Source organism: Luteimonas soli (assembly GCF_042648865.1).
In the GTDB taxonomy this organism is placed as follows: Bacteria; Pseudomonadota; Gammaproteobacteria; order Xanthomonadales; family Xanthomonadaceae; genus Luteimonas; species Luteimonas soli.
In genome coordinates, this window is sequence record NZ_JBHRYA010000003.1 from 865,323 (window position 1) to 886,599 (window position 21,277).

General features: G+C 71.0%; 21 protein-coding genes. 15 read left to right on the plus strand and 6 right to left on the minus strand.

Features of this window, described 5'->3' with window-relative positions; translation table 11 throughout:
• Nucleotides 1–230 precede the first annotated feature (230 nt).
• Nucleotides 231–1,136, plus strand: a complete 906-nt coding sequence (locus tag ACFONC_RS07175) for a DMT family transporter (RefSeq protein ID WP_386743018.1) — start codon at nt 231–233, stop codon at nt 1,134–1,136.
• A gap of 6 nt (nt 1,137–1,142) precedes the next feature.
• Here the strand turns inward: ACFONC_RS07175 and ACFONC_RS07180 are convergent, their stop codons facing one another.
• Nucleotides 1,143–3,881, minus strand: coding sequence for a serine/threonine-protein kinase (locus ACFONC_RS07180; RefSeq protein ID WP_386743019.1), 2,739 nt, complete (start codon nt 3,879–3,881; stop codon nt 1,143–1,145).
• Between the two features lie 99 nt (nt 3,882–3,980).
• Between ACFONC_RS07180 and ACFONC_RS07185 the strand changes: the two genes are divergently transcribed.
• The 6 genes from ACFONC_RS07185 (at nt 3,981) to aqpZ (ending at nt 8,509) form a co-directional block, all read left to right on the plus strand.
• Nucleotides 3,981–4,877 carry a diguanylate cyclase gene (locus ACFONC_RS07185; protein WP_386743020.1) on the plus strand — a complete coding sequence of 299 codons (897 nt, stop codon included), beginning with the start codon at nt 3,981–3,983 and terminating at the stop codon, nt 4,875–4,877.
• Between the two features lie 211 nt (nt 4,878–5,088).
• Nucleotides 5,089–5,601, plus strand: coding sequence for a histidine phosphatase family protein (locus ACFONC_RS07190; RefSeq protein ID WP_386743021.1), 513 nt, complete (start codon nt 5,089–5,091; stop codon nt 5,599–5,601).
• Nucleotides 5,601–6,284 (plus strand): deoxyribonuclease V, encoded by a 684-nt coding sequence (nfi, locus tag ACFONC_RS07195; RefSeq protein ID WP_386743022.1) that lies wholly within the window; start codon nt 5,601–5,603, stop codon nt 6,282–6,284. Before ACFONC_RS07190 ends, nfi begins: the two co-directional genes overlap by 1 nt.
• A gap of 73 nt (nt 6,285–6,357) precedes the next feature.
• Nucleotides 6,358–6,768, plus strand: coding sequence for a hypothetical protein (locus tag ACFONC_RS07200; RefSeq protein WP_386743023.1), 411 nt, complete (start codon nt 6,358–6,360; stop codon nt 6,766–6,768).
• A 376-nt stretch (nt 6,769–7,144) separates the two neighbouring features.
• Nucleotides 7,145–7,588, plus strand: a complete 444-nt coding sequence (locus tag ACFONC_RS07205; protein WP_386743024.1) for a hypothetical protein — start codon at nt 7,145–7,147, stop codon at nt 7,586–7,588.
• A gap of 183 nt (nt 7,589–7,771) precedes the next feature.
• Nucleotides 7,772–8,509, plus strand: a complete 738-nt coding sequence (gene aqpZ, locus ACFONC_RS07210) for an aquaporin Z (protein ID WP_386743025.1) — start codon at nt 7,772–7,774, stop codon at nt 8,507–8,509.
• A gap of 69 nt (nt 8,510–8,578) precedes the next feature.
• Here the strand turns inward: aqpZ and ACFONC_RS07215 are convergent, their stop codons facing one another.
• The 3 genes from ACFONC_RS07215 to ACFONC_RS07225 form a co-directional block, all read right to left on the minus strand.
• Complete coding sequence (locus ACFONC_RS07215; protein WP_386743026.1) at nt 8,579–9,445, minus strand: pirin family protein; 867 nt, start codon at nt 9,443–9,445, stop codon at nt 8,579–8,581.
• A gap of 235 nt (nt 9,446–9,680) precedes the next feature.
• Complete coding sequence (gene rlmKL, locus ACFONC_RS07220; protein ID WP_386743027.1) at nt 9,681–11,843, minus strand: bifunctional 23S rRNA (guanine(2069)-N(7))-methyltransferase RlmK/23S rRNA (guanine(2445)-N(2))-methyltransferase RlmL; 2,163 nt, start codon at nt 11,841–11,843, stop codon at nt 9,681–9,683.
• A 91-nt stretch (nt 11,844–11,934) separates the two neighbouring features.
• Complete coding sequence (locus ACFONC_RS07225; RefSeq protein ID WP_386743028.1) at nt 11,935–12,465, minus strand: hypothetical protein; 531 nt, start codon at nt 12,463–12,465, stop codon at nt 11,935–11,937.
• A gap of 22 nt (nt 12,466–12,487) precedes the next feature.
• On the opposite strand from ACFONC_RS07225, the gene ACFONC_RS07230 reads away from it, so the two are divergent.
• The 4 genes from ACFONC_RS07230 (at nt 12,488) to ACFONC_RS07245 (ending at nt 16,215) form a co-directional block, all read left to right on the plus strand.
• Entirely contained in the window at nt 12,488–13,099 is a 612-nt protein-coding gene (locus tag ACFONC_RS07230) for an N-acetylmuramoyl-L-alanine amidase (protein ID WP_386743029.1), read from the plus strand.
• A 142-nt stretch (nt 13,100–13,241) separates the two neighbouring features.
• Nucleotides 13,242–14,147, plus strand: coding sequence for an acyl-CoA thioesterase II (tesB, locus tag ACFONC_RS07235; protein ID WP_386743030.1), 906 nt, complete (start codon nt 13,242–13,244; stop codon nt 14,145–14,147).
• 7 nt (nt 14,148–14,154) lie between these two features.
• Nucleotides 14,155–14,988 (plus strand): putative signal transducing protein, encoded by an 834-nt coding sequence (locus ACFONC_RS07240; RefSeq protein WP_386743031.1) that lies wholly within the window; start codon nt 14,155–14,157, stop codon nt 14,986–14,988.
• 75 nt (nt 14,989–15,063) lie between these two features.
• A complete protein-coding gene (locus ACFONC_RS07245; RefSeq protein WP_386743032.1) occupies nt 15,064–16,215 on the plus strand; it encodes an RNA polymerase sigma factor in 1,152 nt (383 codons plus the stop codon).
• 147 nt (nt 16,216–16,362) lie between these two features.
• Here ACFONC_RS07245 and ACFONC_RS07250 read toward each other — a convergent pair whose 3' ends face one another.
• Nucleotides 16,363–16,932, minus strand: coding sequence for an EF-hand domain-containing protein (locus tag ACFONC_RS07250; protein ID WP_386743033.1), 570 nt, complete (start codon nt 16,930–16,932; stop codon nt 16,363–16,365).
• Nucleotides 16,933–17,071: 139 nt separating this feature from the next.
• Between ACFONC_RS07250 and ACFONC_RS07255 the strand changes: the two genes are divergently transcribed.
• From ACFONC_RS07255 to ACFONC_RS07265, 3 genes are read left to right on the plus strand one after another with little or no spacing between them, the layout of a single operon-like run.
• Nucleotides 17,072–17,659 (plus strand): phosphatase PAP2 family protein, encoded by a 588-nt coding sequence (locus ACFONC_RS07255; protein ID WP_386743034.1) that lies wholly within the window; start codon nt 17,072–17,074, stop codon nt 17,657–17,659.
• A gap of 3 nt (nt 17,660–17,662) precedes the next feature.
• Nucleotides 17,663–18,400 (plus strand): arginyltransferase, encoded by a 738-nt coding sequence (locus tag ACFONC_RS07260; RefSeq protein WP_386743035.1) that lies wholly within the window; start codon nt 17,663–17,665, stop codon nt 18,398–18,400.
• A gap of 53 nt (nt 18,401–18,453) precedes the next feature.
• Nucleotides 18,454–19,617: an endonuclease/exonuclease/phosphatase family protein gene (locus ACFONC_RS07265; protein ID WP_386743086.1), complete on the plus strand. Its 1,164-nt coding sequence runs from the start codon at nt 18,454–18,456 to the stop codon at nt 19,615–19,617.
• A 190-nt stretch (nt 19,618–19,807) separates the two neighbouring features.
• Here the strand turns inward: ACFONC_RS07265 and ACFONC_RS07270 are convergent, their stop codons facing one another.
• On the minus strand, nt 19,808–20,209 hold the full coding sequence (locus ACFONC_RS07270) for a hypothetical protein (RefSeq protein WP_386743036.1): 402 nt from the start codon (nt 20,207–20,209) through the stop codon (nt 19,808–19,810).
• 140 nt (nt 20,210–20,349) lie between these two features.
• Between ACFONC_RS07270 and ACFONC_RS07275 the strand changes: the two genes are divergently transcribed.
• Nucleotides 20,350–21,273 (plus strand): hypothetical protein, encoded by a 924-nt coding sequence (locus ACFONC_RS07275; protein ID WP_386743037.1) that lies wholly within the window; start codon nt 20,350–20,352, stop codon nt 21,271–21,273.
• Nucleotides 21,274–21,277: the final 4 nt, after the last annotated feature.

The following is a 21,277-nucleotide window of genomic DNA, read 5'->3' on the forward strand; positions in this document are numbered from 1 at the left end:
CTCCCCCTACGACGGCAGGGGGAGGCTGGGAGGGGGTGCTCACGGTTCACCGTGCTGCCCAAAGGCCCCCCTCCCCGACCCGTCCGGCCATCGAGCACAGCTCGATGTCGCTCGTCAGGCCGCGAGCCAATGGCTCGCAAGCGGCCCTCCTCCCCCCCTGCCTTCGCAGGAGAGGGAGTTGGAGCTCGCGGCTGAAGCCGCACCCACCTTCCTCCATTCGACATTCCCCCATGCCCTCCACCCCCCACGCACGCGCCGCCCTGCTGATGATCGGCAGCACCATGTTCTTCGGCGCGATGGCGGTGATGATCCGCCTCGCCTCCGAGACGCTGTCGACCTACCAGATCGCCTTCTTCCGCAACTTCTTCGGCCTGCTCGCGCTGCTGCCGTTCCTGTGGCGCAGCGGGCCGGCGGTGCTGCGTACGCGGCAGTTGCCGCGTTACCTGGTGCGCAGCGCGATCGGCGTGGGTTCGATGCTGTGCGGCTTCTGGGCGATCGGCCACCTGCCGATGGCGCAGGCGATCTCGCTGTCGTACTCGGCGCCACTGTTCGTCACCATCGCCGCAGTGATCTTCCTCCAGGAAAAGGTGCGCATGCGCCGATGGAGCGCGGTGATCATCGGATTCATCGGCGTGCTGGTGATCGTGCAGCCGGGCAGCACGTCCTTCAGCCTCGGCACGCTGGTGGCGCTGTCGGCGGCGGTGCTCAGCGCGATCGTCGCGATCCAGATCAAGCAACTCTCGCGCGTCGACCCGGCCGACACGATCGTGTTCTACACCTACGTGTTCTGGGTGCCGATCTCGCTGGTGCCGGCGCTGTTCGCCTGGGAATGGCCGCAGGGCATCGTGTGGTTGTGGGTGGTGGCGATCGGCGCGTTCGGCACCGGCGGCCAGCTGCTGTGGACGCGCGCGCTCAAGCTCGGCGACGTGTCGGCGCTGACTCCGATCAGCTTCATGCAGTTGCCGCTGGTGGCGTTCGCGGCGTGGCTGCTGTTCGGTGAGGATCCCAGCCGCTGGACGATCCTGGGCGCGGCGATCATCTTCATCGCCAACGCCTACATCGCCCACCGCGAGGTGCAGCTGGCGCGGCGCGCAGCGACCAACGCGCCGGTGGAGGCCGCCAAGCCGGCCGAGTAGCCGCGCTCAGTGGCCGCTGCCGGCCTGCCGTGCCTGCAGCGCCTCGGCGGCCTCTGTTTCACGGACGTTGGCCACGAATTTCCTCTGGTCCTCATCGAGCCGCGCGTCCGGGGTCTCCAGCAGCGGCGTGACGTAGCGCGCGCGCACGCTGGCGGCTTCCTCGCGCTCACCCGTCGCGAGCAGCAGGCCTTCGAGCTGCCAGGCCGTATCGACCGTCCGCTCGTCGTCCGCGCCGAGCGACGCTTCGCGCGCGGCCAGCAGTTCGCGGTAGGCGGCGATTGCCCGCGGCGTGTCGCCGACGGCATCGGAATCCTCCGCGAGGAACTGCATCGCCGCCTGGGTCTGCGGATGGCGGTCACCGAGCACTTCCCTGGCCATCGGCAGCACCGTCTCCAGCATCGCCAGCGCCTCCTTCGGTCGCTCGGCCTGCGACAGCGTGGCGATGCGGTTGACCAGGATGTAGATCGTGTCCGGGTGGCGCGGCCCGAGCAGGCGCGTGCGCGCCTCGATCACTTCCAGCTGCATTGCCAGCGTGTCGTCGAACCGCCCCAGGCGCGCGTACAGCGAGGACAGGTTGAGTTTGGCGCGCAGCGTCTGCGGGGCATCGGCGCCGAGCACGCGCGTGGTCGCCTCCACCACCGACAGCGCGACCGGCAGCGCCTGCTCCGGCTTGCCGCTGTCGATCAGCATGCTCGCCAGGTTGCCGCGTTCGGACAGGGTCTGCGGATGTTCCGCACCCAGGCGGCGCGTCTGGGTTGCCACCAGTTCCCGCTGCAGCGACAGCGCGCCCTCGCTGTCGCCGGTCATGATCCGCATCACCGCCAGGTTGTGCAGGGCGCTGAGCGTGTCCTCGTGGTCGGGACCGAGCACCTCGCGGCGCATCGGAACCAGCTTTTCCATGTGCTCGCGGCCGAGTTCCGCCTCGCCCATGCGGCCGAGCAGGATGGCCAGGGTGTTCTCCACGTCCATGGTCGTCGGATCACGCTCGCCGCGCGCCTTGCGGCTGCGGTCGTACAGCGACTCCAGCGCCTTGCGCGCGGTCTTGCGGTCGCCGAGCGCGCTGGTCGCGGACGCCTGGTCCATTTCCAGGCGGATCCGCAGCGGATCGTCCGGCGGCAGCGCGGAGGCGTCCGACAGGGTCTGCTCCAGCAGCGCGTGCGCGGGTTTCGGCTGCGCCGCCGCCAGCATCGCCGACGCCTGTTCCGCGCGCGCCCGCAGCGTCGGCACGGCGCTGGCGCCCAGCGCCCGTTCGCGGTAGTCGGCCACCTGGCGGTATCCGGTGGCCGCCGCCTCGGGAAGCCCGAGCGCCTCGCGCACCTTCGCCACCGACTCGCGCAGGTCGGCGGCCAGCCCCGGCTCGGCCGCGAAGTCGCTCGCGATCGCCGTCTCGGCGCCGGCCAGGATGTTGTGGTCGATCAGGTCGCGGGCGATGTCGGCGGTGCTGGCGTGGGCGAGCGCTTCCTCGACCGCATCCCTTGCTTCGGGCGTCGCCTTCGCCGCCTGCCCGCGCAGGCCGTCGGCCATGCCGATGCCCATCGCCTCGATGTCGATGCCCTCGAGCATCGACTGCTGGAATGCGGCGACCTTTTCCAGTTCCGCACTGCGCTGTTCGGCGATCATCCGCTGCGCGCGGGCCTGCTGCAGCCCGTACAGCGACATCGCCAGGCCGCCAAGCAGGGCTACCAGCGCCACCGACGCGGCCGCCAGTCCCACGCGATGGCGGCGCATGAACTTGCCCCAGACGTAGCGGCGCGATGCCGGCACCGCCGCCAGCGGCCTGCCGTCCAGGTAGCGCTGCAGGTCGTCTGCCAGTGCGCCGGCGGAGGCGTAGCGTTCGCCGCGGTCGTGGCGCATCGCCCTGGCCACGACCCAGTCGAGTTCGTTGCGCAGCGTCCGCCGCATGTCGGCCAGGCGCAGGCCCTGCCGGTGGGCGATGCGGCCTGCATCGCCGGGCGGCAGCGTGGCCAGCTTCTCCGAAGGCAGGCGCAGCGTCTGCGTGCTGGCGACGCGGGTTTCGCCCGCGGCTTCGGGCCGCTGCCCGGTCAGCATCTCGTACAGCACCACGCCCAGCGAGTAGACATCGCTGCGGGTATCGACCAGCGACTGATCGCCACCGGCCTGCTCCGGGCTCATGTAGTCGGGGGTGCCGGCCACCTCGCGGCCCTCGGCCATCGACGAGGCGGTGGCGATGCCGAAGTCGATGATCTTCGGCAGTGCGCGGCCGTCGACTTCGTCCACCAGCAGGTTGCCGGGCTTGAGGTCGCGGTGCACCACGCCCTTCTGGTGCGCGTGCTGCACGCCCTCGCAGACCCGGATCATCAGTTCGATGCGCTGCCGCAGAGACAGGCCGTGCTCTTCGCAGAACTGCGTCAGTGGACTGCCGGCGATGAACTCCATCGCGAAGAACGGATGCCCGTCGGCGGTAGTGTCGGCGTCGAACACCTGGGCGATCGCCGGGTGCCGCATCTGCGCGAGCAGCTGGCGCTCGACCTCGAAGTAGGCCAGGTGCCGCGCATCCAGCCTGCGCCGGCGCAGCAGCTTGAGCGCCACCGTGCGGCGCACCGGCTCCAGCTGCTCGGCGCGATACACGTCGCCCATGCCGCCGCGTCCGAGCAGCGCCTCGATGCGGTAACGCCCCAGGCGCGCGCCCGGCGCCAACGCTTCGCCGCCGGCATCGCCCGCGGCAGGCCCGCGCGTGGCAAGCAGTTCGGTGCGGTCCGGGTCGTCCCCGGTAGGCATGGACATGGTGCTCCCCCCTGTCGGCAGCGCCTGCATGGTAACGGAAGCGCCGCGTCCGGCCACGGGATTGCCGCTACACTGCAGCCCCGTTCCGCTCTCCACGACATGGACAACCGCAACGGCCCGTCCGAAACCACGCAGCGCACGCTGCTCAGCGACGGCCCGCACCGCGCGGCGCCGCGTTCGGCGTGCGTGGTCGTGATCCACGGCGCAGGGCTGGGCGGCCGCGCGGACGTCGACACCGCGCGCGTGCTGGTCGGGCGTTCGCAGGAAGCCGACCTGTGCATCGCCCACAAGAGCGTTTCGCGCGAGCACTGCCAGGTCTGGCGCGACGGCGACGAGTACCGCATCCGCGACCTTGGCGCGACCAACACAACCCGCCTCAACGACGCGCCCATCACCGAAGGAACGCTGGCCGACGGCGACCACGTCACCGTCGGCGAAAGCATCCTCAAGTTCATCAGCCACACCAGCGTGGAGGCGAACTACCACGAGGAGATCTACCAGCTCGCCACCCGTGACGCGCTGACCGACCTGTGCAACCGCCGCCATTTCCTCGAGCAGATGGAGCGCGAGGTCGCGCGCGCCGTGCGCCACGGCCGGCCGCTGGCGATGTGCATCGTCGACGTCGACCTGTTCAAGCCGGTCAACGACCGCTACGGCCACATCTCCGGCGACGAGGTCCTGCGCCAGATCGCCGACCTGGTCCACCGGCACGTGCGCCACGACGACATCGCCGCGCGCATCGGCGGCGAAGAGTTTGCCGTGCTGCTGCCCGAATGCGACGCCAACGCCGCATACGGCTTCGCCGAGCGCCTGCGCGCGGCCGTGGCGGCGGCGACCTTCACCCCAGGCGGCGAGCCGCGGCGGATCACCATCAGCATCGGCATCGCCGAACTGTCGCCCGCGCACGACAGCCGCGCCGGCCTGATGGCCGCCGCCGACGCCGCGCTGTATCGCGCCAAGGAAGAAGGACGCAACCGCGTCTGCATCGAATCCTGACCGGGCGGCGGGTCGCGCGGAAACGGCACGCGTCGCCGGGTGCGCTGACATCGCGGCCGGCGTGCAGGACAATACGCTTTCGAACCACCGGCTGGCCGGCCGTTCGATGCGCCACCCCGGACGCGGCGCGCCACGGCCGGAAGTCCGCCGCAGCCAGTCCCGGCGACTTGCGCCCGCAAGCCGCGACCCGGCCCGAACCGAGAATCCGCCGATGCACGCTCCGCTCCGATTCCTGATCCTCGCCTGCGCACTGGCCCTGTCGGCCTGCGCCGTGATTCCCGCCTTCTCGCCTTCGGTGACCTACGTCGTCGTCCGCCACGCGGAAAAGGTAGGCGACGGTTCGCGCGACCCGTCGCTGACCGATGCCGGCCGCGCCCGCGCCCACGCACTGGCCGCGCGACTGCGATCGCGCGACGTGGTGGCCGTCTATGCCACCGATTTCCGCAGGACGCGCAATACCGCCGAGCCCACGGCCGCCACCCACGACCTGAGCATCATCTCCTACGACGCCGACGCGCCCCCCAAGGCCGTCGCCGAGCGCCTGCGCCGCGCCCACGCCACCGGCACGGTGCTGGTCGTCGGCCACAGCAACACCGTCCCCGGGATCGTGTCGGCGCTGTGCGGCTGCGAGGTCGCGCCGATCGACGAAAGCGACTACGGCAACCTGTTCGAAGTGCGCATCCGCGCCGGTGCCGCGCCGGTGCTGTCGCAGCAGCGCTATTGATGGCGGAGGTCGCGGGGTTCCCCGACTGGGACGGCGACATCGCCGCGGCGCGCGCGCTGCAGGTCGAACTCGCCGCACGGGTCGTCGTGCGCGACGACTACCGGCAACCGCTGCGCACCATCGCCGGCTTCGACGTCGGTTTCGAGGACGACGGCGCGACCACGCGCGCGGCGGCGGTGCTGCTCGACGCCGACAGCGGGCAGGTGCTCGCCTCGGAAGTTGCGCGCATCCCGACCCGGATGCCCTACATCCCCGGCCTGCTCTCGTTCCGCGAACTGCCGGCGCTGCTGCTGGCGCTCGAACGGCTGCCGCAGGCGCCGGACCTGGCCTTCGTCGACGGCCACGGCATCGCGCATCCGCGCGGGCTCGGCATCGCCGCGCACTTCGGCGTCGCCACCGGCCTGCCGAGCATCGGCGTGGCGAAGAAGACCCTCGTCGGCAGCGGCTCCGAACCGCACCAGATGCGTGGGGCCTACACTCCGCTGCGCCACGAGGGCGCACAGCTGGGCTGGGTCCTGCGCAGCAAGGTCAACTGCAATCCACTGGTCGTCTCGCCCGGCCACCGTGTCTCGATGGCCTCCTCGGCGGACCTGGTGATGCGTTTCACTGGCAAGTACAGGCTGCCCGAGCCGACGCGGCTGGCCGACCGCCTTGCCTCGCGCCGCGACGAAGGCCGCGGCTGACATCCACCGCGTTCATCCGCGGACGGCGCGCGCCTGCTTAGAATCGGGCGCTCCCCCGCACAAGGACGCCCGCATGCCCACGCTCCTGCCCCACGCCGCCGCCGTCGCCGGCCTGCTGCCCCTGCTGTTCGCCGCCTGCTCCACGCCAGCCGCCGACAGCGGCGGCATGCGTTCGGTCGCCGACGGCGAAACGTTCGCGATGGCCGCCGGCGAACAGGTCGCGCTGGCAGACCGCAGCACGCTGCGCTACGTCCGCGTCACCAACGATTCGCGCTGCAAGCCCGGCCGCCAGTGCGTCTGGGCTGGCGACGCCGAAGTGGTTTTCGAATGGAGCGCGGACGCCGCGGGCACGCCCGAATCGTTCAGCCTGCACACCGGCCGCGGCGATCGAAGCCGGGACCTGGGCGGTCGCCGCCTGACCCTGGTATCGCTGGCCGACGGCGCCGAACCCGAAGCGCAGCTCAAGCTCGAAACCCTGCCCTGAAGGTCGCGTCGGCCGCGATCTTTCGGAGCCGCACGCCACGCCGCAACCTGAAAGTTCCGGCGCAACCGGCAGGTTTGCCAAAGCCAGGCTGTCTGCTTTTGTACTTTGGAGGCACCGGGGAAGGCGGTACGCCGGATGCGGAGGCCCTGGGGCAAAATCTAAGGAGGAGGTGCCGGCCGCAGGTCGGCGCCGGGGGACATTTGCCCCAGGGGCCTCCACACCCGGCGCCCAACCATCAACTTCCGGGTATTCGCTGTCGTCAGCCCGTCCAGGAGATGTCTAGGCAGAAAACTGAGATATCCATCACGGTTTGCATCCTCGCCAAGCGTCAACTATGTTCGGGTACCAGTCGTTCAGGTGCGCAAGGGGGTGCGTAATGAACCTGCTCCGGATACTTCCACTGGCCTGCCTGCTCGCCGCAGGCGCCGCCCAGGCGCAATCGGCCGGCGAATGCCCGCTGTTGCCGGGCGACAGCGGCCTGTCGTGGAAAGCCATGGCCGGCGATGATTTCGTCTTCTGCAAGGCGCTGCGCGACAGCGGCGAAGAAGTGTTCGCGGTGATGATCTCCAAGGATTCGCCGTTCGATCCCCAGCGTTCGAATCGCGCCGAAGAGACCACGATCGACGGCCACGAAGCGCGCTGGTACCGCGGCGAGATCGCCTCGGCACCAGACGCCAAGGTTCGCGAAACGCTGATCGAGCTCGACGACGGCCGCGTCGCCCATATCTCGCTGCGCGCCAACTCAGAAGCCGAACTGGCCGACGCCCTGCAGCAGGCCCAGACGCTGCGCTTCGGCGGGCCGCAGCTGACCAGCAACTGATCGCCGCTACGCCCAGGCCGCCCTCCCGGGCGGTACTTGGCTGCCTGCGCACTCCCCGGGCACGACCGGCCCGTCGCAGGCTCCGCACCGCAGCGCCTTAACGCCGCGCGAACATCTTCGGCGAACACTTGTTCCAGCATTCCCTCCGGCCCTCCTGCGGGCCATTCCTGGGGGAATACCAAGATGACGAAACGACTCGTTGCCGAGCTGCTCGGCACGTTCTGGCTTGTTCTGGGGGGCTGCGGAGCGGCTGTACTGGCCGCGCACGTGGTCGGGGCCGACGGATACCAGTTCGGCATCGGCTACATGGGCGTGGCGCTGGCCTTCGGCCTGACCGTGCTGACCGGTGTCTACGCGTTCGGCCATATCTCCGGCGCGCACTTCAATCCGGCGGTGACCCTCGGCCTGTGGGCCGGCGACCGCTTCCCGCTCAAGGACGTGGTGCCCTACATCGTGGCGCAGGTGGTCGGCGCGATCGCGGCCGGCTGGATCCTGTTCCAGATCGCCAGCGGCCAGGCCGGGTTCGCGATCGACCCGAACGCGGCCGGCGCCTTCGCCAGCAACGGCTACGGCGCGCTGTCGCCGCAGGGATATTCGGTGGCAGCGGCGTTCCTGTGCGAAGTGGTGATGACCGCGTTCTTCCTGATCGTGATCATGGGCGCCACCCACGGCCGCGCGCCGGCGGGCTTCGCCGGCATCGCCATCGGCCTGGCGCTGACCCTGATCCACCTGATCAGCATCCCGGTCACCAACACCTCGGTGAACCCGGCGCGCTCGACCGGCGTGGCGCTGTTCGCGGGGGCTGGTGCGATCAGCCAGCTGTGGCTGTTCTGGGTGGCGCCGTTCCTCGGTGGCCTGCTCGGCGGCATCGCCTATCGCTGGCTGGGCCAGCATCGGCCGGACGTGGTCGGCGATTCGTGATTGGTGATCGTTGATCCGGGAAAGCAGAGGGGAGCCATGGCTCCCCCTCTTTCCTTGCATCCGTGGCGGCTAGAACCGGCCTTCCTGGAAATCGACGAAGGCCTGCATAAGCTCCTCGCGGGTGTTCATCACGAACGGCCCGTGCCGCGCGACCGGCTCGCGCAGCGGGCGACCGGCGACGAGGATCAGGCGTGCGCCGTCCTTGCCTGCCTGCAGCGCCAGCGTGTCGCCGCCGCCGAGCACGCCCATCTCGTGGGTGGCCAGCGTGCGCGCGTCGTCGCCTTCGCCGATCGTGGCCCCGCCCTCGAACACGTAGGCGAACGCGTTGTGGCCTTCCGGCAGCGCGTACTTCCAGCGCGCGCCCGCGCCGAGCGCGATGTCGAGGTAGAGCGGATCGGTGGCCGGCTGTACGATCGGCCCGCGCACGGAGCCGCCGCGTCCGTCGTCGACTTCACCCGCGATCGCCTTGACCGTGACGCCGGCAACCGGCTGCACGGACGGGATCTTCGCGGCGTCGAACTCCTGGTAGCGCGGGTCGGTCATCTTGTCCTTCGCCGGCAGGTTCACCCACAGCTGGAAGCCGCGCATGCGGCCCGCCTCCTGCTCGGGCATCTCCGAGTGCACCAGGCCGCGGCCGGCCGTCATCCACTGCACGCTGCCGGGCACCAGCAAACCCTCGTTGCCGTGGTTGTCCTTGTGGCGCATGCGGCCGTCGAGCATGTAGGTCACGGTCTCGAAGCCGCGGTGCGGATGGCTCGGGAAACCGGCGATGTAGTCCTCTGCCTGGTCGGTGCCGAACTCGTCGAGCAGCAGGAACGGATCAAGCTCCGGCAGCGCTGGGCCGCCGATGACGCGGGTGAGCTTGACCCCGGCACCGTCGGAGGTGGCGCTGCCACGGACCTGGCGGATGACGCGGGCGTGGGTAGTGGTCTGCATGGCGGGGCTCCGGTGGGATGCGATGGACCCGTGATGGGGCCGATGATGCACCCGGACCAGCACCATTGCTGGAACGCAAGGTGCCGGAGCCGTGGAAGGCCTCTCCCACGGAGCCACGCAACTGCGGTAGGTCGGGGCTACGCCCCCAACGCCCGCGATGCCTGACCGCCCCATGCCCCAGGTCGCAATGACGTGGGGTGTCCCGGCGAAGAGCCGTCGGGGGCGTAGCCCCGACCTACGGCTTCTGCAGGCGCCAGGCCTGGTGGATGCGGGGGTTGCGGGCGAAGTCCTGCGGGATGGTCTGCGCGCTGATGTCCTCGCAGTCGGCGAACTCCGCGACCGCGTCGACGTCGAGCCGGAAACGGCGGAAGTTGTTCGAGAAATACACGACACCGCCCTGCGCCAGCCGCGCCACGGCCGCACGCAGCAGGCGTACGTGCTCGCGCTGCACGTCGAAGTCGTCGGCGCGGGCGGAGTTGGAGAACGTTGGCGGGTCGCAGAAGATCAGGTCATAGCGGCCAACGTCGGCTTCCAGCCAGGCCACCGCGTCGGCCTGCACCAGGCGATGCGCTTCGCCGCCGATCGCGCGCCCGTCGAGGGTGTTCTCGCGCAGGTTGTCCGACAGCCACTGCAGGTAGGTCGCCGACAGGTCGACGCTGGTGGTCGCCGCCGCGCCGCCGACCGCGGCCTGCACCGTGGCAGCGCCCGTGTAGCAGAACAGGTTGAGGAAGCGGCGGCCGCGCGCCTCGCGGAAGATGCGCTGGCGCAGCGGGCGGTGGTCGAGGAACAGGCCGGTGTCGAGGTAGTCGAACAGGTTCACCCGCAGCCGCGCCTCGCCCTCGCGCACGACGAAGCTCTCCCCGCGCGGGCCGAAGCCGGCGCCCGCCTGCGCGTACTTGCTGCCGCCCTTGCCGCGCGCGCGGGTCTTGGTGGCGACGCGCTCGCGCGGCACGCCGAACACCTCGCGCGCGGCGGCCAGCACTTCGCCGAAGCGGCGGCGCACGTCGGCCTCCGGGATCTGCGCAGGCGCCGCGTACTCCTGCACGTGCAGCCAGGTGGTGTCGGGGTCGTCGGTTTCCGGGTAGACGTCGATCGCGGCGGCGTACTCGGGAAGGTCTGCGTCATAGGCGCGGAAGCACTCGACACCTTCGCGCGCGCGCCAGGACTTGAGGTTGCGCAGGTTCTTGCGCAGGCGGTTGGCAAGCATCTGCGCACCGTCGGACAGCGCGCGCGGTTGCGCGTCGTCGCGCATGGCCGGGCGCACCGGGTCGCAGACGACCAGGCTGCACTCGAGCGCGCCGTTGAACAACTGGTACTTCTTCGCCACGCGCAGGCCGGTGGCGTGCGCCAGCGCGACGTCGCCGCACAGCAGGCTTGCACGCCAGTTGGGGACGGCCCGCTTCAACGCGTCACCGAGCGTACGGTACAGCGCCGGATCGGCCGCCAGCCGCGCGTCGTAAGGGGGATTGCACACGACCAGCCCGCGCCGCGCCTGCTGGGCCGGGAGCACCGCCATGCCGCATACGTCGAAGGCGATCGCGTCGCGCAGGCCGGCGGCGGTGGCGTTCTCGCGCGCGGCGCGGACCATGTGCGGATCGCTGTCGCTGCCATGGAACACGTCGCGCAGCGCATCGCGCCCGGCTCGCTTGCGTTCGTGCGCCTGCGCGTACATCCGCGCCCAGCTTTTTTCGTCGAAGCCGAGCCAGCGCGAAGGCAGCACGTCGCCGTGGCGCATCAGGCCCGGGGCGACGTCGGCCGCCATCAGCGCGCCCTCGATCATCAGGGTGCCGCTGCCGCACATCGGGTCGAGCAGCGCGCCGCCGTCCGCATACACCTGCTTCCAGCCGCCGCGCAGCAGCACGGCCGCGGCGAGGTTCTCCTTCAGCGGCGCTTCGCCCTGCGCGCGCCGCCAGCCGCGGCGATGCATCGGGCCGCCACCCAGGTCGACCGAGACGATCGCCCTGCCCTTGCGCACGACCAGGTTCAGGCGCAGGTCGGGCGCGTCGATGTCCACCGACGGGCGCACCCCGGTCGCTTCGCGCAGGGTGTCGACCACCGCGTCCTTGACCCGCTGCGCGGCATAGCGCGCGTGGGTGATCGCATCGCCGGACACGTGCGCGTCGACCGCCAGGGTCATGGTCTCGTCCATGTGCTCGCGCCACGGCAACACGGCGACGCCGCGGTACAGCGCGTGCTCGTCATCGCAGGGGAACTCCGCCAGCGGCCACAGCACCCGGCTGGCCAGCCGCGACCACAGCACCGCGCGCTGCGCGTCTTCCAGCGTGCCTTCGGCGTTGACGCCGGCCATCGTCGCGGTGGCGCGGGCGCAGCCGAGCGCGAGCATTTCGTCCGCGAGCAGGTATTCGAGGCCCTTGTTGCAGGAAGCGAAAAATTTCATGCGGTGCGCCTTCCCTGTACTCCCGGGCAACCGGCCGCTCCCACAAGAGCATCGCCGGCACTGCCGGCACCGCGCCGGGCGCCCATCCGCATCACAGCCCGGCCAGCAGCGCGGCGAACGCTTCCGCCGACGCCTCCACGTGCCCGGCGAGCCGATGCGAATCGTCCACCAGCAGCAGCCGCGCGTGCCGCGCCTGCGCCCAGTCGACCACCTGCCCTGCGGGGATCAGCTCGTCGTGCCAGCCGTGGATGATCGACGTCGGCACGGCCGCGGCCTCGAGCGCGGGCGCCGGCGTCATGCGCACCGGCGGCGCCATCAGGAACAGCCCGGCCACCGGCACCTCCAGCGACGCGCGTCCCGAGATCCACGCGCCGAGGCTGGAGCCGGCCAGCACCAGCGGACCGCGCGCGGCGGCGTCACGCGCCAGCGCAAGCAGGCGCTGCAGTCGCGCCGGCACGTCGCCGAGTTCGCTGGCTTCGTGCTTCGCATCGAGGTCGGTGTAGTCGGGCCGCTCGTGGCTCCAGCCCAGGCGTTCGGCGGCTGCAGCCAGCGCGGTGACCTTGGTCGCGTCCGGGCCGCTTTCGAAACCGTGGGAAAGGATGCAGTGCCCGCGTGTGCTCATGCGTGGATGCTAGCATCGCCCGATGCCGACCAAGCCCCGTCCGCACGCGCTGCAGGTGTCGCCGCTGGCCTACGAAGGCAGGCTGGACGCGCGCCCGCTGTCGCAGGTGGACCTGGTGGTCATCCACTGCACCGAATTGCCGGACCTGGCCACCGCGCGCGAGTACGGCGAACGCGTGCTGTACGCCGAACGTACCGACGGAAGCGGGGGCACCGGCAACAGCGGCCACTACTACGTCGACCGCAACGGCGCCTGCCACCGCTTCGTCGCGCCCGACCGCGTCGCCCACCACGTGCGCGGCTACAACCCGCGCTCGATCGGCATCGAACTTGTCAACGCCGGCCGCTGGCCGCACTGGCTCGATTCGCGCCACCAGGCGATGGAAGAGGCCTATCCCGACGCACAGATCGAAGCGCTGGTCGTGCTGCTCAACGCACTCCGGACGGAGCTGCCTTCGCTGCGCCACATCGCCGGACACGAGGACCTGGACACCGCGATGGTGCCGGCCAGCGACGATCCGAAGATCCTGGTGCCACGCAAGCGCGACCCGGGACCGATGTTCCCGTGGCAACGGGTGCTGGCCGAAGTCCCACTGCAGCCCGTAGGTCGGGGCCACGCCCCCGACGACTCTTGACCTGCGTTCCCGGCAACCGGGGTTCGGCGAGAAGAGCGAAGATCAAGAGTCGTCGGGGGCGTAGCCCCGACCTGCGGCGCATCGGGGCGCGCCGTGTGGGCCTCGCCCGTATAATCCCGGCGACTTTTCGCATCCGCTTCCCATGTCCCCTCCCCTGCAACCCGTGGTCTCCGAACTGATCGAACTGCTCTCGCTGGAGCGGCTCGAGGACAACCTGTTCCGCGGCCAGAGCCGCGACATCGGCACCAAGTACGTGTTCGGCGGCCAGGTGCTGGGGCAGGCGCTGTCGGCGGCGCAGGCGACGCTGACGCAGGCGCGCGACGCGCACTCGCTGCACGCCTACTTCCTACGCGCCGGCGACATCGACCATCCGATCGTCTACGAGGTCGACCGCACCCGCGACGGCGGCACGTTCTCGGTGCGCCGGGTGACGGCGATCCAGCACGGCAAGGTGATCTTCTTCTGCGCGGCGTCGTTCCAGGAGCACGAGGACGGCGCCGAACACCAGTTGTCGATGCCGGAGGTACCCAAGCCCGGGGACATCAACCCGGCGCCTGCGATCCCGCCGGAAGTGCTGGCGACGCTGCCGACCAAGGTGCAGCGCTGGCTCGACCGCATGGGCCCGTTCGAGTTCCGCCACATCTATCCGCGCGACGAGCTCGATCCACCCAAGCGGCCGCCGTTCCAGCAGGTCTGGTTCCGCCTGGCCGAGAAGGTCGGCGACGCGCCGGAGCTGCATCGCGCCCTGCTCGCCTACGCATCGGACTTCCACCTGCTGGGCACTGCGACCTTCCCGCACGGCATCAGCTACTACCAGCCGAACGTGCAGATGGCCTCGCTCGACCATGCGCTGTGGTTCCACCGCCCATTCCGCGCCGACGACTGGCTGCTGTATTCGATCGACAGTCCCAGCGCGCAGGGTTCGCGCGGGCTGGCGCGCGGGCTGATCTACGACCGCGACGGCCACCTGGTCGCGAGCACGGCGCAGGAAGGGCTGATCCGCGTCACCGCCGGCGAGTCGTCCTCGCACGTGCCGGCGAAACAGTGAGCGTGCGATGAGGAAGGTCTTCACCAGTGCCCGGCTCGAGAACGTCGAACGCGTCGCCAGGCTGCTCGAGGATGACGGCATCGAGGTGCGCATCACCAACGGCCGCTCGTACAAGGGCAGCATCCGCGGCAACTTTTCCTATCGCGGCGAAGGCAACAAGATGCCGGAGGTATGGGTCATCAGGTCCGCGGACCAGCCGCGCGCGCGCGCGATGCTGCGCGAGGCCGGGCTGATGGACTCCACGCGCAATGCGCCGGACAGCTTCCTGTCGATGGGCCTGCGCGGCACGTCGGCGCAGGCCGGGCAACGCGACGACATGCAGCGGCGCGCGCAGCGCATGAAGTTCGGCCTGCTGGCAGTGATCGTGGTCGTGGTCGCGCTGGGCTACCTCACCACGCGCCAGCCTGCACCACCGCCGGGCGCCACGACTGCGCCGGCCGCCGCAACACCTGCATCCACCACGGCGCCGGTCCCCGACGACCTGGTCGGGCCGGGCAACACCCCCACGCCCGACTCGCTGGCCGTCGCGCTGCTGCGCGGCGAACTGCCGAGGCGCACCGACGACGTCGCCTGCATCGCGGTCGACGGCGCAGACGCCTCGCCGGCGCTGCTTGCCGCGCTGCCGCCCTCGCCCGGCGAGGTGGTCCCGGTCTCGCAGTGCCCGGCCGCGGCCGAAGGCAAGCGCGCCGCGCAGGTGATCGCAGTGGGCAAGTACGAAGCCAACGACGCCGGCACCGGCACGATCTTCCTGCAGCGCCGCGACGTTGGCGGCCGCGCGGTACCGCAGTGGTACAACGTGCGCCGCGACGGAGAGGGATGGCGGATCGTGCAGCCGCTGTAGGGGCGGCTCCCCCGCTGGCCGGTCACATCCGGCCCGCCGCCACGTCCTGATGGTCGACTGCCAACGGAAAGCGCCATGAACGCCGAAGCCATCGACCTGCTGATCCGCACCGAGCTGCCAGCCGCCGCGCGCGGCGACCGCGACGCCTACGGCCGCATCGTCGGCGCCTGCCAGAACGCCGTCACCGCGGTGGCGCTGGCGATCACCCGCGACGTGCCGGCCAGCGAAGACATCGCCCAGGACGCCTTCCTCGCCGCCTGGCAGAACCTCAAGCGCCTGCAGAATCCTTCCAGCTTCCTGCCCTGGCTGCGCCAGATCACCCGCAACCTCGCCCGCGACCACCTGCGTGCCAATCGCCACCGGCCGCTCGATGGCGAAGGCGCCGAGATCGCGATCTCGCTCGCCGCCGACCCCTCGCCGACGCCCGCGCAACAGCTGGTCCAGGACGAACGCGAACAGGCCGCCGCCGAACTGATCGCCGCCCTGCCCGAGGACAGCCGCGAAGTGCTGCTGCTGTATTACCGCGAGGGACAGAGCTCGCAGCAGGTGGCCACGCTGCTCGGGCTGTCGGATGCGGCCGTGCGCAAGCGCCTGTCGCGCGCACGCCAAGGGCTGCGCGACGACCTGCTTCGGCGCTTCGGCGAATTCGCGCGCAGCAGCGCGCCGACGGCGGCGTTCACCACCATCATCTCCGCTGCGCTGGCCGCCGCCAGCCCGCCCGCGGCGGCCAAGGGCATCTTCGCCGTCGCGGCCGCGGGCGGCGCCAACACGCTGGGCAAGGTCGCGCTCGGCGCGGCCGGCAGCATCGGCCTGGCGTTGGTCGCCGCCTTCGCGGGCATGTGGCTCGGCCTGCGCAAGCAGCTCAAAGGCGCAATCGACGACGAGGAGCGCGCGGCGCTCATCCGCAGCTCGGTAATCAACGCGCTGGCGTCGATCGCCTTCGTCGCCTGCATGCTGCTGGTCGCCGTCGCCGCGCGTGGCACGGTGATGCTGGTGGCGACGATCGCGGCCTGGCTCGGCTTCATGGCGGTGATCTTCTACCAGACCCTCGTGGTCCAGCCGCGCGCGATGCGTCGGCGCCATACGCTGGAAGCCCAGCGCGACCCGGTCGCCGCCGCGCGACGGCGCCGGCGCGAACGCATCCACTGCTGGATCGGCGGCATCGTCGGTTTCGTGTCCGGTTGCGCCGGCGTGGTCCTCGGCCTGAACGCAGCAGGCGTGTTGTAGGAGCGGCGGAAGCCGCGACATCCCGTTCGGCACGCATCGGCGGGCGTCGGGGGCGTAGCCCCGACCTACGGCGTTCCCTGGCCTCAGCCGGCGCACGAAAAAGCCCGCGCCTTGCGGCGCGGGCCTCCCCCGCAGCGCTTCCTGCGCTTAGTTTGCCGGCGCTTGGGCGCCCTGTCGCTTGCCGGCATGCATTACCTTGCGGTCATGCTTCGGTGCGCAGACTTCGCGCATGTTCGAGTACTCGACGCGGCTGAGCTTGCCGTCGTGGTTGATGTCGGCCTTGTCGAAACATTCGCTGCGGCGCTGCTCCATGCGCTCCTTGAAGTCGGCGCGGTCGACGTAGCCGTCGTTGTTGAAGTCCATCTTCGCGAAACGCTCGGCGAACTTCGGTTCGGCGGCGGCCTCGGCCTTGCTGATGCGACCGTCCTTGTCGGCGTCGAGCTTCATCATGCCGTGGCCGCGGTGGTGCCAGCGATGGCGATGCCGCAGTTCTTCGCCCGCCAGCCGACCGTCCTTGTCCTTGTCGGCGCGGTCGAAACGCTCGGCCAGGCGCGGCGAGGCGGCCGCTTCGGCACGGTCGATCGCGCCGTCGTTGTTGGTGTCCAGCTTCATGTGGCGCGCCGGCTTGTCGGACGTGGCGGCGGGCTGCTGGGCAACCGCCGTGCCGGCCGATACCAGCGCCAGGGCCACGGTGGCGAACAGGATCTTGTGGTTCATCGATGTCTCCATTCCGGCAGCGACAGTGCCGCCATCACGACGGTCAACGCCCGGCCGCGCGCGGGGATGACAAACCGGCACGCGCATTCAGCGCGTGGACAGTCGCAGGTCCTGCGCGCGCGGGCGCTATGCTTGCGGCATGTCGCACCGGCTCGCCCGCATCGTGTCCGTCTTCGGCCATCCGCTGGTCTGCCTGCCGGTGGCCGCGCTGCTGCTGGCCGCGCATCAGGACGCAGGCCCAGCAAGGCTGTCGGCGCTGATGCTGGGGTCCGGCGCGATCGCCCTGGGCGTGATGGGCTACTCGCGCTGGCAGGTGCGGCGCGAGCGCTGGCGGCACGTCGACGCCAGCGGGCACGGCGAGCGCCGCTCGCTGAACCGCTTCCTGCTGGCGGTGTTCGCGGTCGCGACGCTGGCGGCCTGGGCGGGGGCAGCGCAGCGCGAGTTCGCGCTCGGGCTGGCGCTGTCGGCACTGTTGATCGCCGTGGCGATGCTGTCCGCGCGCTGGTGCAAGCTGTCGCTGCACGTCGCGTTCGCGATGTACGCCGCGGTGCTGCTGGTGCAGCTGTCATGGCTGGCTTGCGCGGCGGGCATCGCGTTCACCGCCGCGGTGGCCTGGTCGCGGCTGGCGCTGGACCGCCACGCGCCGCGCGACCTCGTCGCCGGCGCGATCGCCGGGCTGCTGGCCGGCCTCGCGTTCTGGCGGCTGTCGCCGGCCGTGGCGGGCTGAGGCGTGGGCAGCACTCCGCGCCGCGACGACGACGGCCTGCGCGTGTTCGACACCGGCGCGCATCCCTGCGGCTATTTCCCCGAGCGCACCGCGCGCGACCTGGTCCTCGATCCGCGCGACCCGCGCCTGCCGCGCTTCTATCCGCAAGCGCTGGACTGGGGATTCCGCCGCTCCGGCGACCTCGTCTACCGCCCCCACTGCGGCGACTGCCGCGCCTGCGTCGCGGTGCGCGTTCCCGTGCCTGACTTCATCCCCGATCGCAGCCAGCGCCGCTGCCTGCGCCGCAACGCAGACGTCACCGTGCGCGTCGTGGCGACGCAGCGCACCGACGAGCAGCTCGCCCTGTACCAGCGCTACCTGAAGGCGCGCCACCGCGGCGGCGGCATGGACGACCACGGCGCCAGCGAGTTCGAGCAGTTCCTGGTCGGCGCCTGGTCGGAAGGGCGCTTCCTCGAGTTCCGCGTCGATGGCCGCCTGCTCGGCGTGGCGGTGACCGACCGCGTCGAACGCGCGCTTTCGGCCGTGTACACCTTCTACGACCCGGGCGAATCCGCGCGCGGCCTGGGCACCTTCGCGATCCTGCGGCAGATCGCGTGGGCGCGCGACGAGGGCCTGGACCACCTGTACCTGGGCTACTGGATCGAGGGCCACCGCAAGATGGATTACAAGCGTCGCTTCCGGCCGCTGGAAGCATTCACCGGCCGCGGATGGCGGCGACTGGAGCCCGGGGAAGATGCATGAAACGACTGATTCCACTGTGCCTGTTGTTGCTGGCCTGCGCCGGCTGCGTGCGCATGCACGTGTACGGTGATCCGGAGGCTTACGCGGCTGGCGCGGACGACACGCTGCGCATCGCCACGTACAACGTCTCGCTTTACGACGATGCCGCCGGCGGCCTGGTGCGGCGGCTGGAATCCGGCGACGACCGCGCGCGCCGGATCGCCACGGTGCTGCAGCGCGTGCGCCCGGACATCGTGCTGATCAACGAGTTCGATTACGACGCCGCGCACCGCGCGGCCGACCTGTTCCAGCACGGCTACCTCGAACGCGCGCAGCCCGGCGGCGGCGACCCGCTGCGCTACCCGCACCGCTATCTCGCCCCGGTCAACACCGGCGTGCCCAGTGGCCTGGACCTGGACGGCAATGGCGCGGTCGGTGGCGAAGGCCGCGACCGCGGCAACGACGCTTGGGGCTACGGCCTGCACCCGGGCCAGTACGGGATGCTGGTGCTGTCGCGATACCCGATCGATGCCGCGAACGCGCGCACGTTCCAGCTGCTGAAGTGGAGCGCGATGCCCGGCGCCGCGCGCCCGATCAATCCGGGCACCGGCGCGCCCTACTACCCGGACGCGACCTGGGCGCAGCTGCGGCTGTCGTCGAAGTCGCACTGGGACGTACCGATCCAGACGCCGGCCGGCATCGTGCACCTGCTCGCCTCGCACCCGACGCCGCCTGTGTTCGACGGCCCGGAAGACCGCAACGGCGCGCGCAACGCCGACGAGATCCGGCTGTGGCGCGAGTACATTTCGCCCGGCGAAAAGCCGTGGCTGTGCGACGACGCCGGCCGCTGCAGCGGGCTCGGCCCCGACGCGCGCTTCGTCATCGCCGGCGACCTCAACAACGACCCAACCGACGGCGACGGCCGCCACGAGGCGATCGTCGAACTGCTTGAGCATCCGCGCGTGCTGCGCCACGCGACGCCGCGCAGCGAGGGTGCTGTGGAAGCTGGCGCGACCTACGCCGCTGCCGGCATCAAGCACCGTGGCGCTGCGGCGCACGCGACCGGGGACTTCGGCGACAGGGTCGGCACGCTGCGGCTGGATTACGTGCTGCCGTCGACCGGGATGCGCCTCGTGGACAGCGGCGTGTACTGGCCGGCGTCGTCCGATCCGGCGAGCGCGCCCGTCACCGCAAGCGACCATCGGCTGGTGTGGGTGGAGGTGGTGGTCGAGCGCTGATCCACCGGTGGCGCCGGGGCGTAGCCCCAACCTGCGCATGCGCCGGGCTCTCGCAGGAGCGGCGGAAGCCGCGAGCTCTTCGGAAAGCTGCCACGAAGCGCAAAGCACGCACCGGATGACAGGAAGGGGGGATTCTCGTACCGATCCTCGACAGATCGCGGCTTCCGCCGCTCCTACGAGTACTTCGGGGTCAGGACTTTCCTGCGGGAGTTTCCGGGGCGGGAGGCTCCGGTGCCGCGGCGGCTTCGGGAGCCGGCGTTGCCGGCGCAGCCGACGGCTCCGCGGCAGCGGCGGCCACCACCGGTTCCGGCTTGGCCGCGACGTGCGGGCCGAAACCGAAAGTCTCGTCGCTGTGCGTCGAAACGATCATGCGGACCATGCTGGTCGGCACCATCAGCTCCAGCGCAACATCGCGATCCTGGGAGTCGTGGCCGTGCAGGGTCATCTCCACCAGCGCGCCGCCGGTGTCGATCTCGTTGCACACCACGTGCGCGCCGGCCGGACTGTCCTGCAGGTAGGGCTTGATCGCCTCGCCCAGCGCCTCGAGCGCCTGCGGGAAGAAGAAGACGGCGTAACCGTTGGAATCATTCATGGACCGGGGCTTCCTCGTCGTGCCGTGGCCGGCGCTGCCTGCTGGCGGCGATGTGGATGGTGACCGGCGCATTCTAGCGGCCACCGCGCAATGCGATGGCGTCGCTTCGCGTTGCCGCCGGCCCATGCGATGCTGGCGCCATGTCGCTCCACCGCCCGGCCCGTCGCCTGCCCGCGCTGCTCGCCGCCACGCTGTTGCTCGCTGCGTGCGCGGCGCAGGCGCCGTTCGCGCAGCTGTCGGGGATGCTGCTCGACGCACGGCTCGACGAGATCAGCGGCCTGGCCGCGTCGCAAACGCACGAAGGCGTGCTGTGGATGCTCGACGACGGCGGCAACGATCCGCAGCTGTTCGCGATCAGCACCCGCGGCGGGCTGCAGGCGACGTTCCAGGTCGCTGGCATGGCCAAGACCGATTGGGAGGACATCGCCGCGTTCGAACTCGACGGCCGCCGCTATCTGCTGGTCGCCGACACCGGCGACAACGGCGGCCTGCGGCGCAGCCTGCAGCTGCACGTGATCGAGGAACCGGCATCGCTCGACGAGGTGGCGCAGCACGCACCGCTGGAGCCGGCCTGGTCGATCGCCTTCCGCTGGCCCGACGGCGCGCGCGACTGTGAAGCCGTGGCGGTCGACGCGCGGCGCGGGCAGGTACTGCTCATCTCGAAGAAGCGCACGCCGCCGGAGCTGTTCGCCCTGCCCCTGCGGCCGCGCGACGACGGCCTGCAGGTCGCGCGCAAGCTCGGCACGCTGGCCGGGGTGCCGGTGCCCGACGCCGAGGCGCTGCAGGCCAACGAGCGCATGGCACGGATCCGCCACCAGGTCACCGCTGCCGACGTCTCCCCTGACGGCCACCGGCTGGCGGTGATGACCTACAACGAAGTGCTGCTGTACCGGCGCCGCGGCGGCGAATCCTGGGCCGACGCGGTGGCGCGCAAGCCCGTCGTCCACGACCTGCCCTGGCTGCCCCAGGCCGAGGCGCTGGGCTGGGACGCCACCGGCCGCGGCCTCTACGCCACCGGCGAATTCGCGCCGGCGCCGTTGCTCTACCTCAACCCGGGGTCCTGAGCAC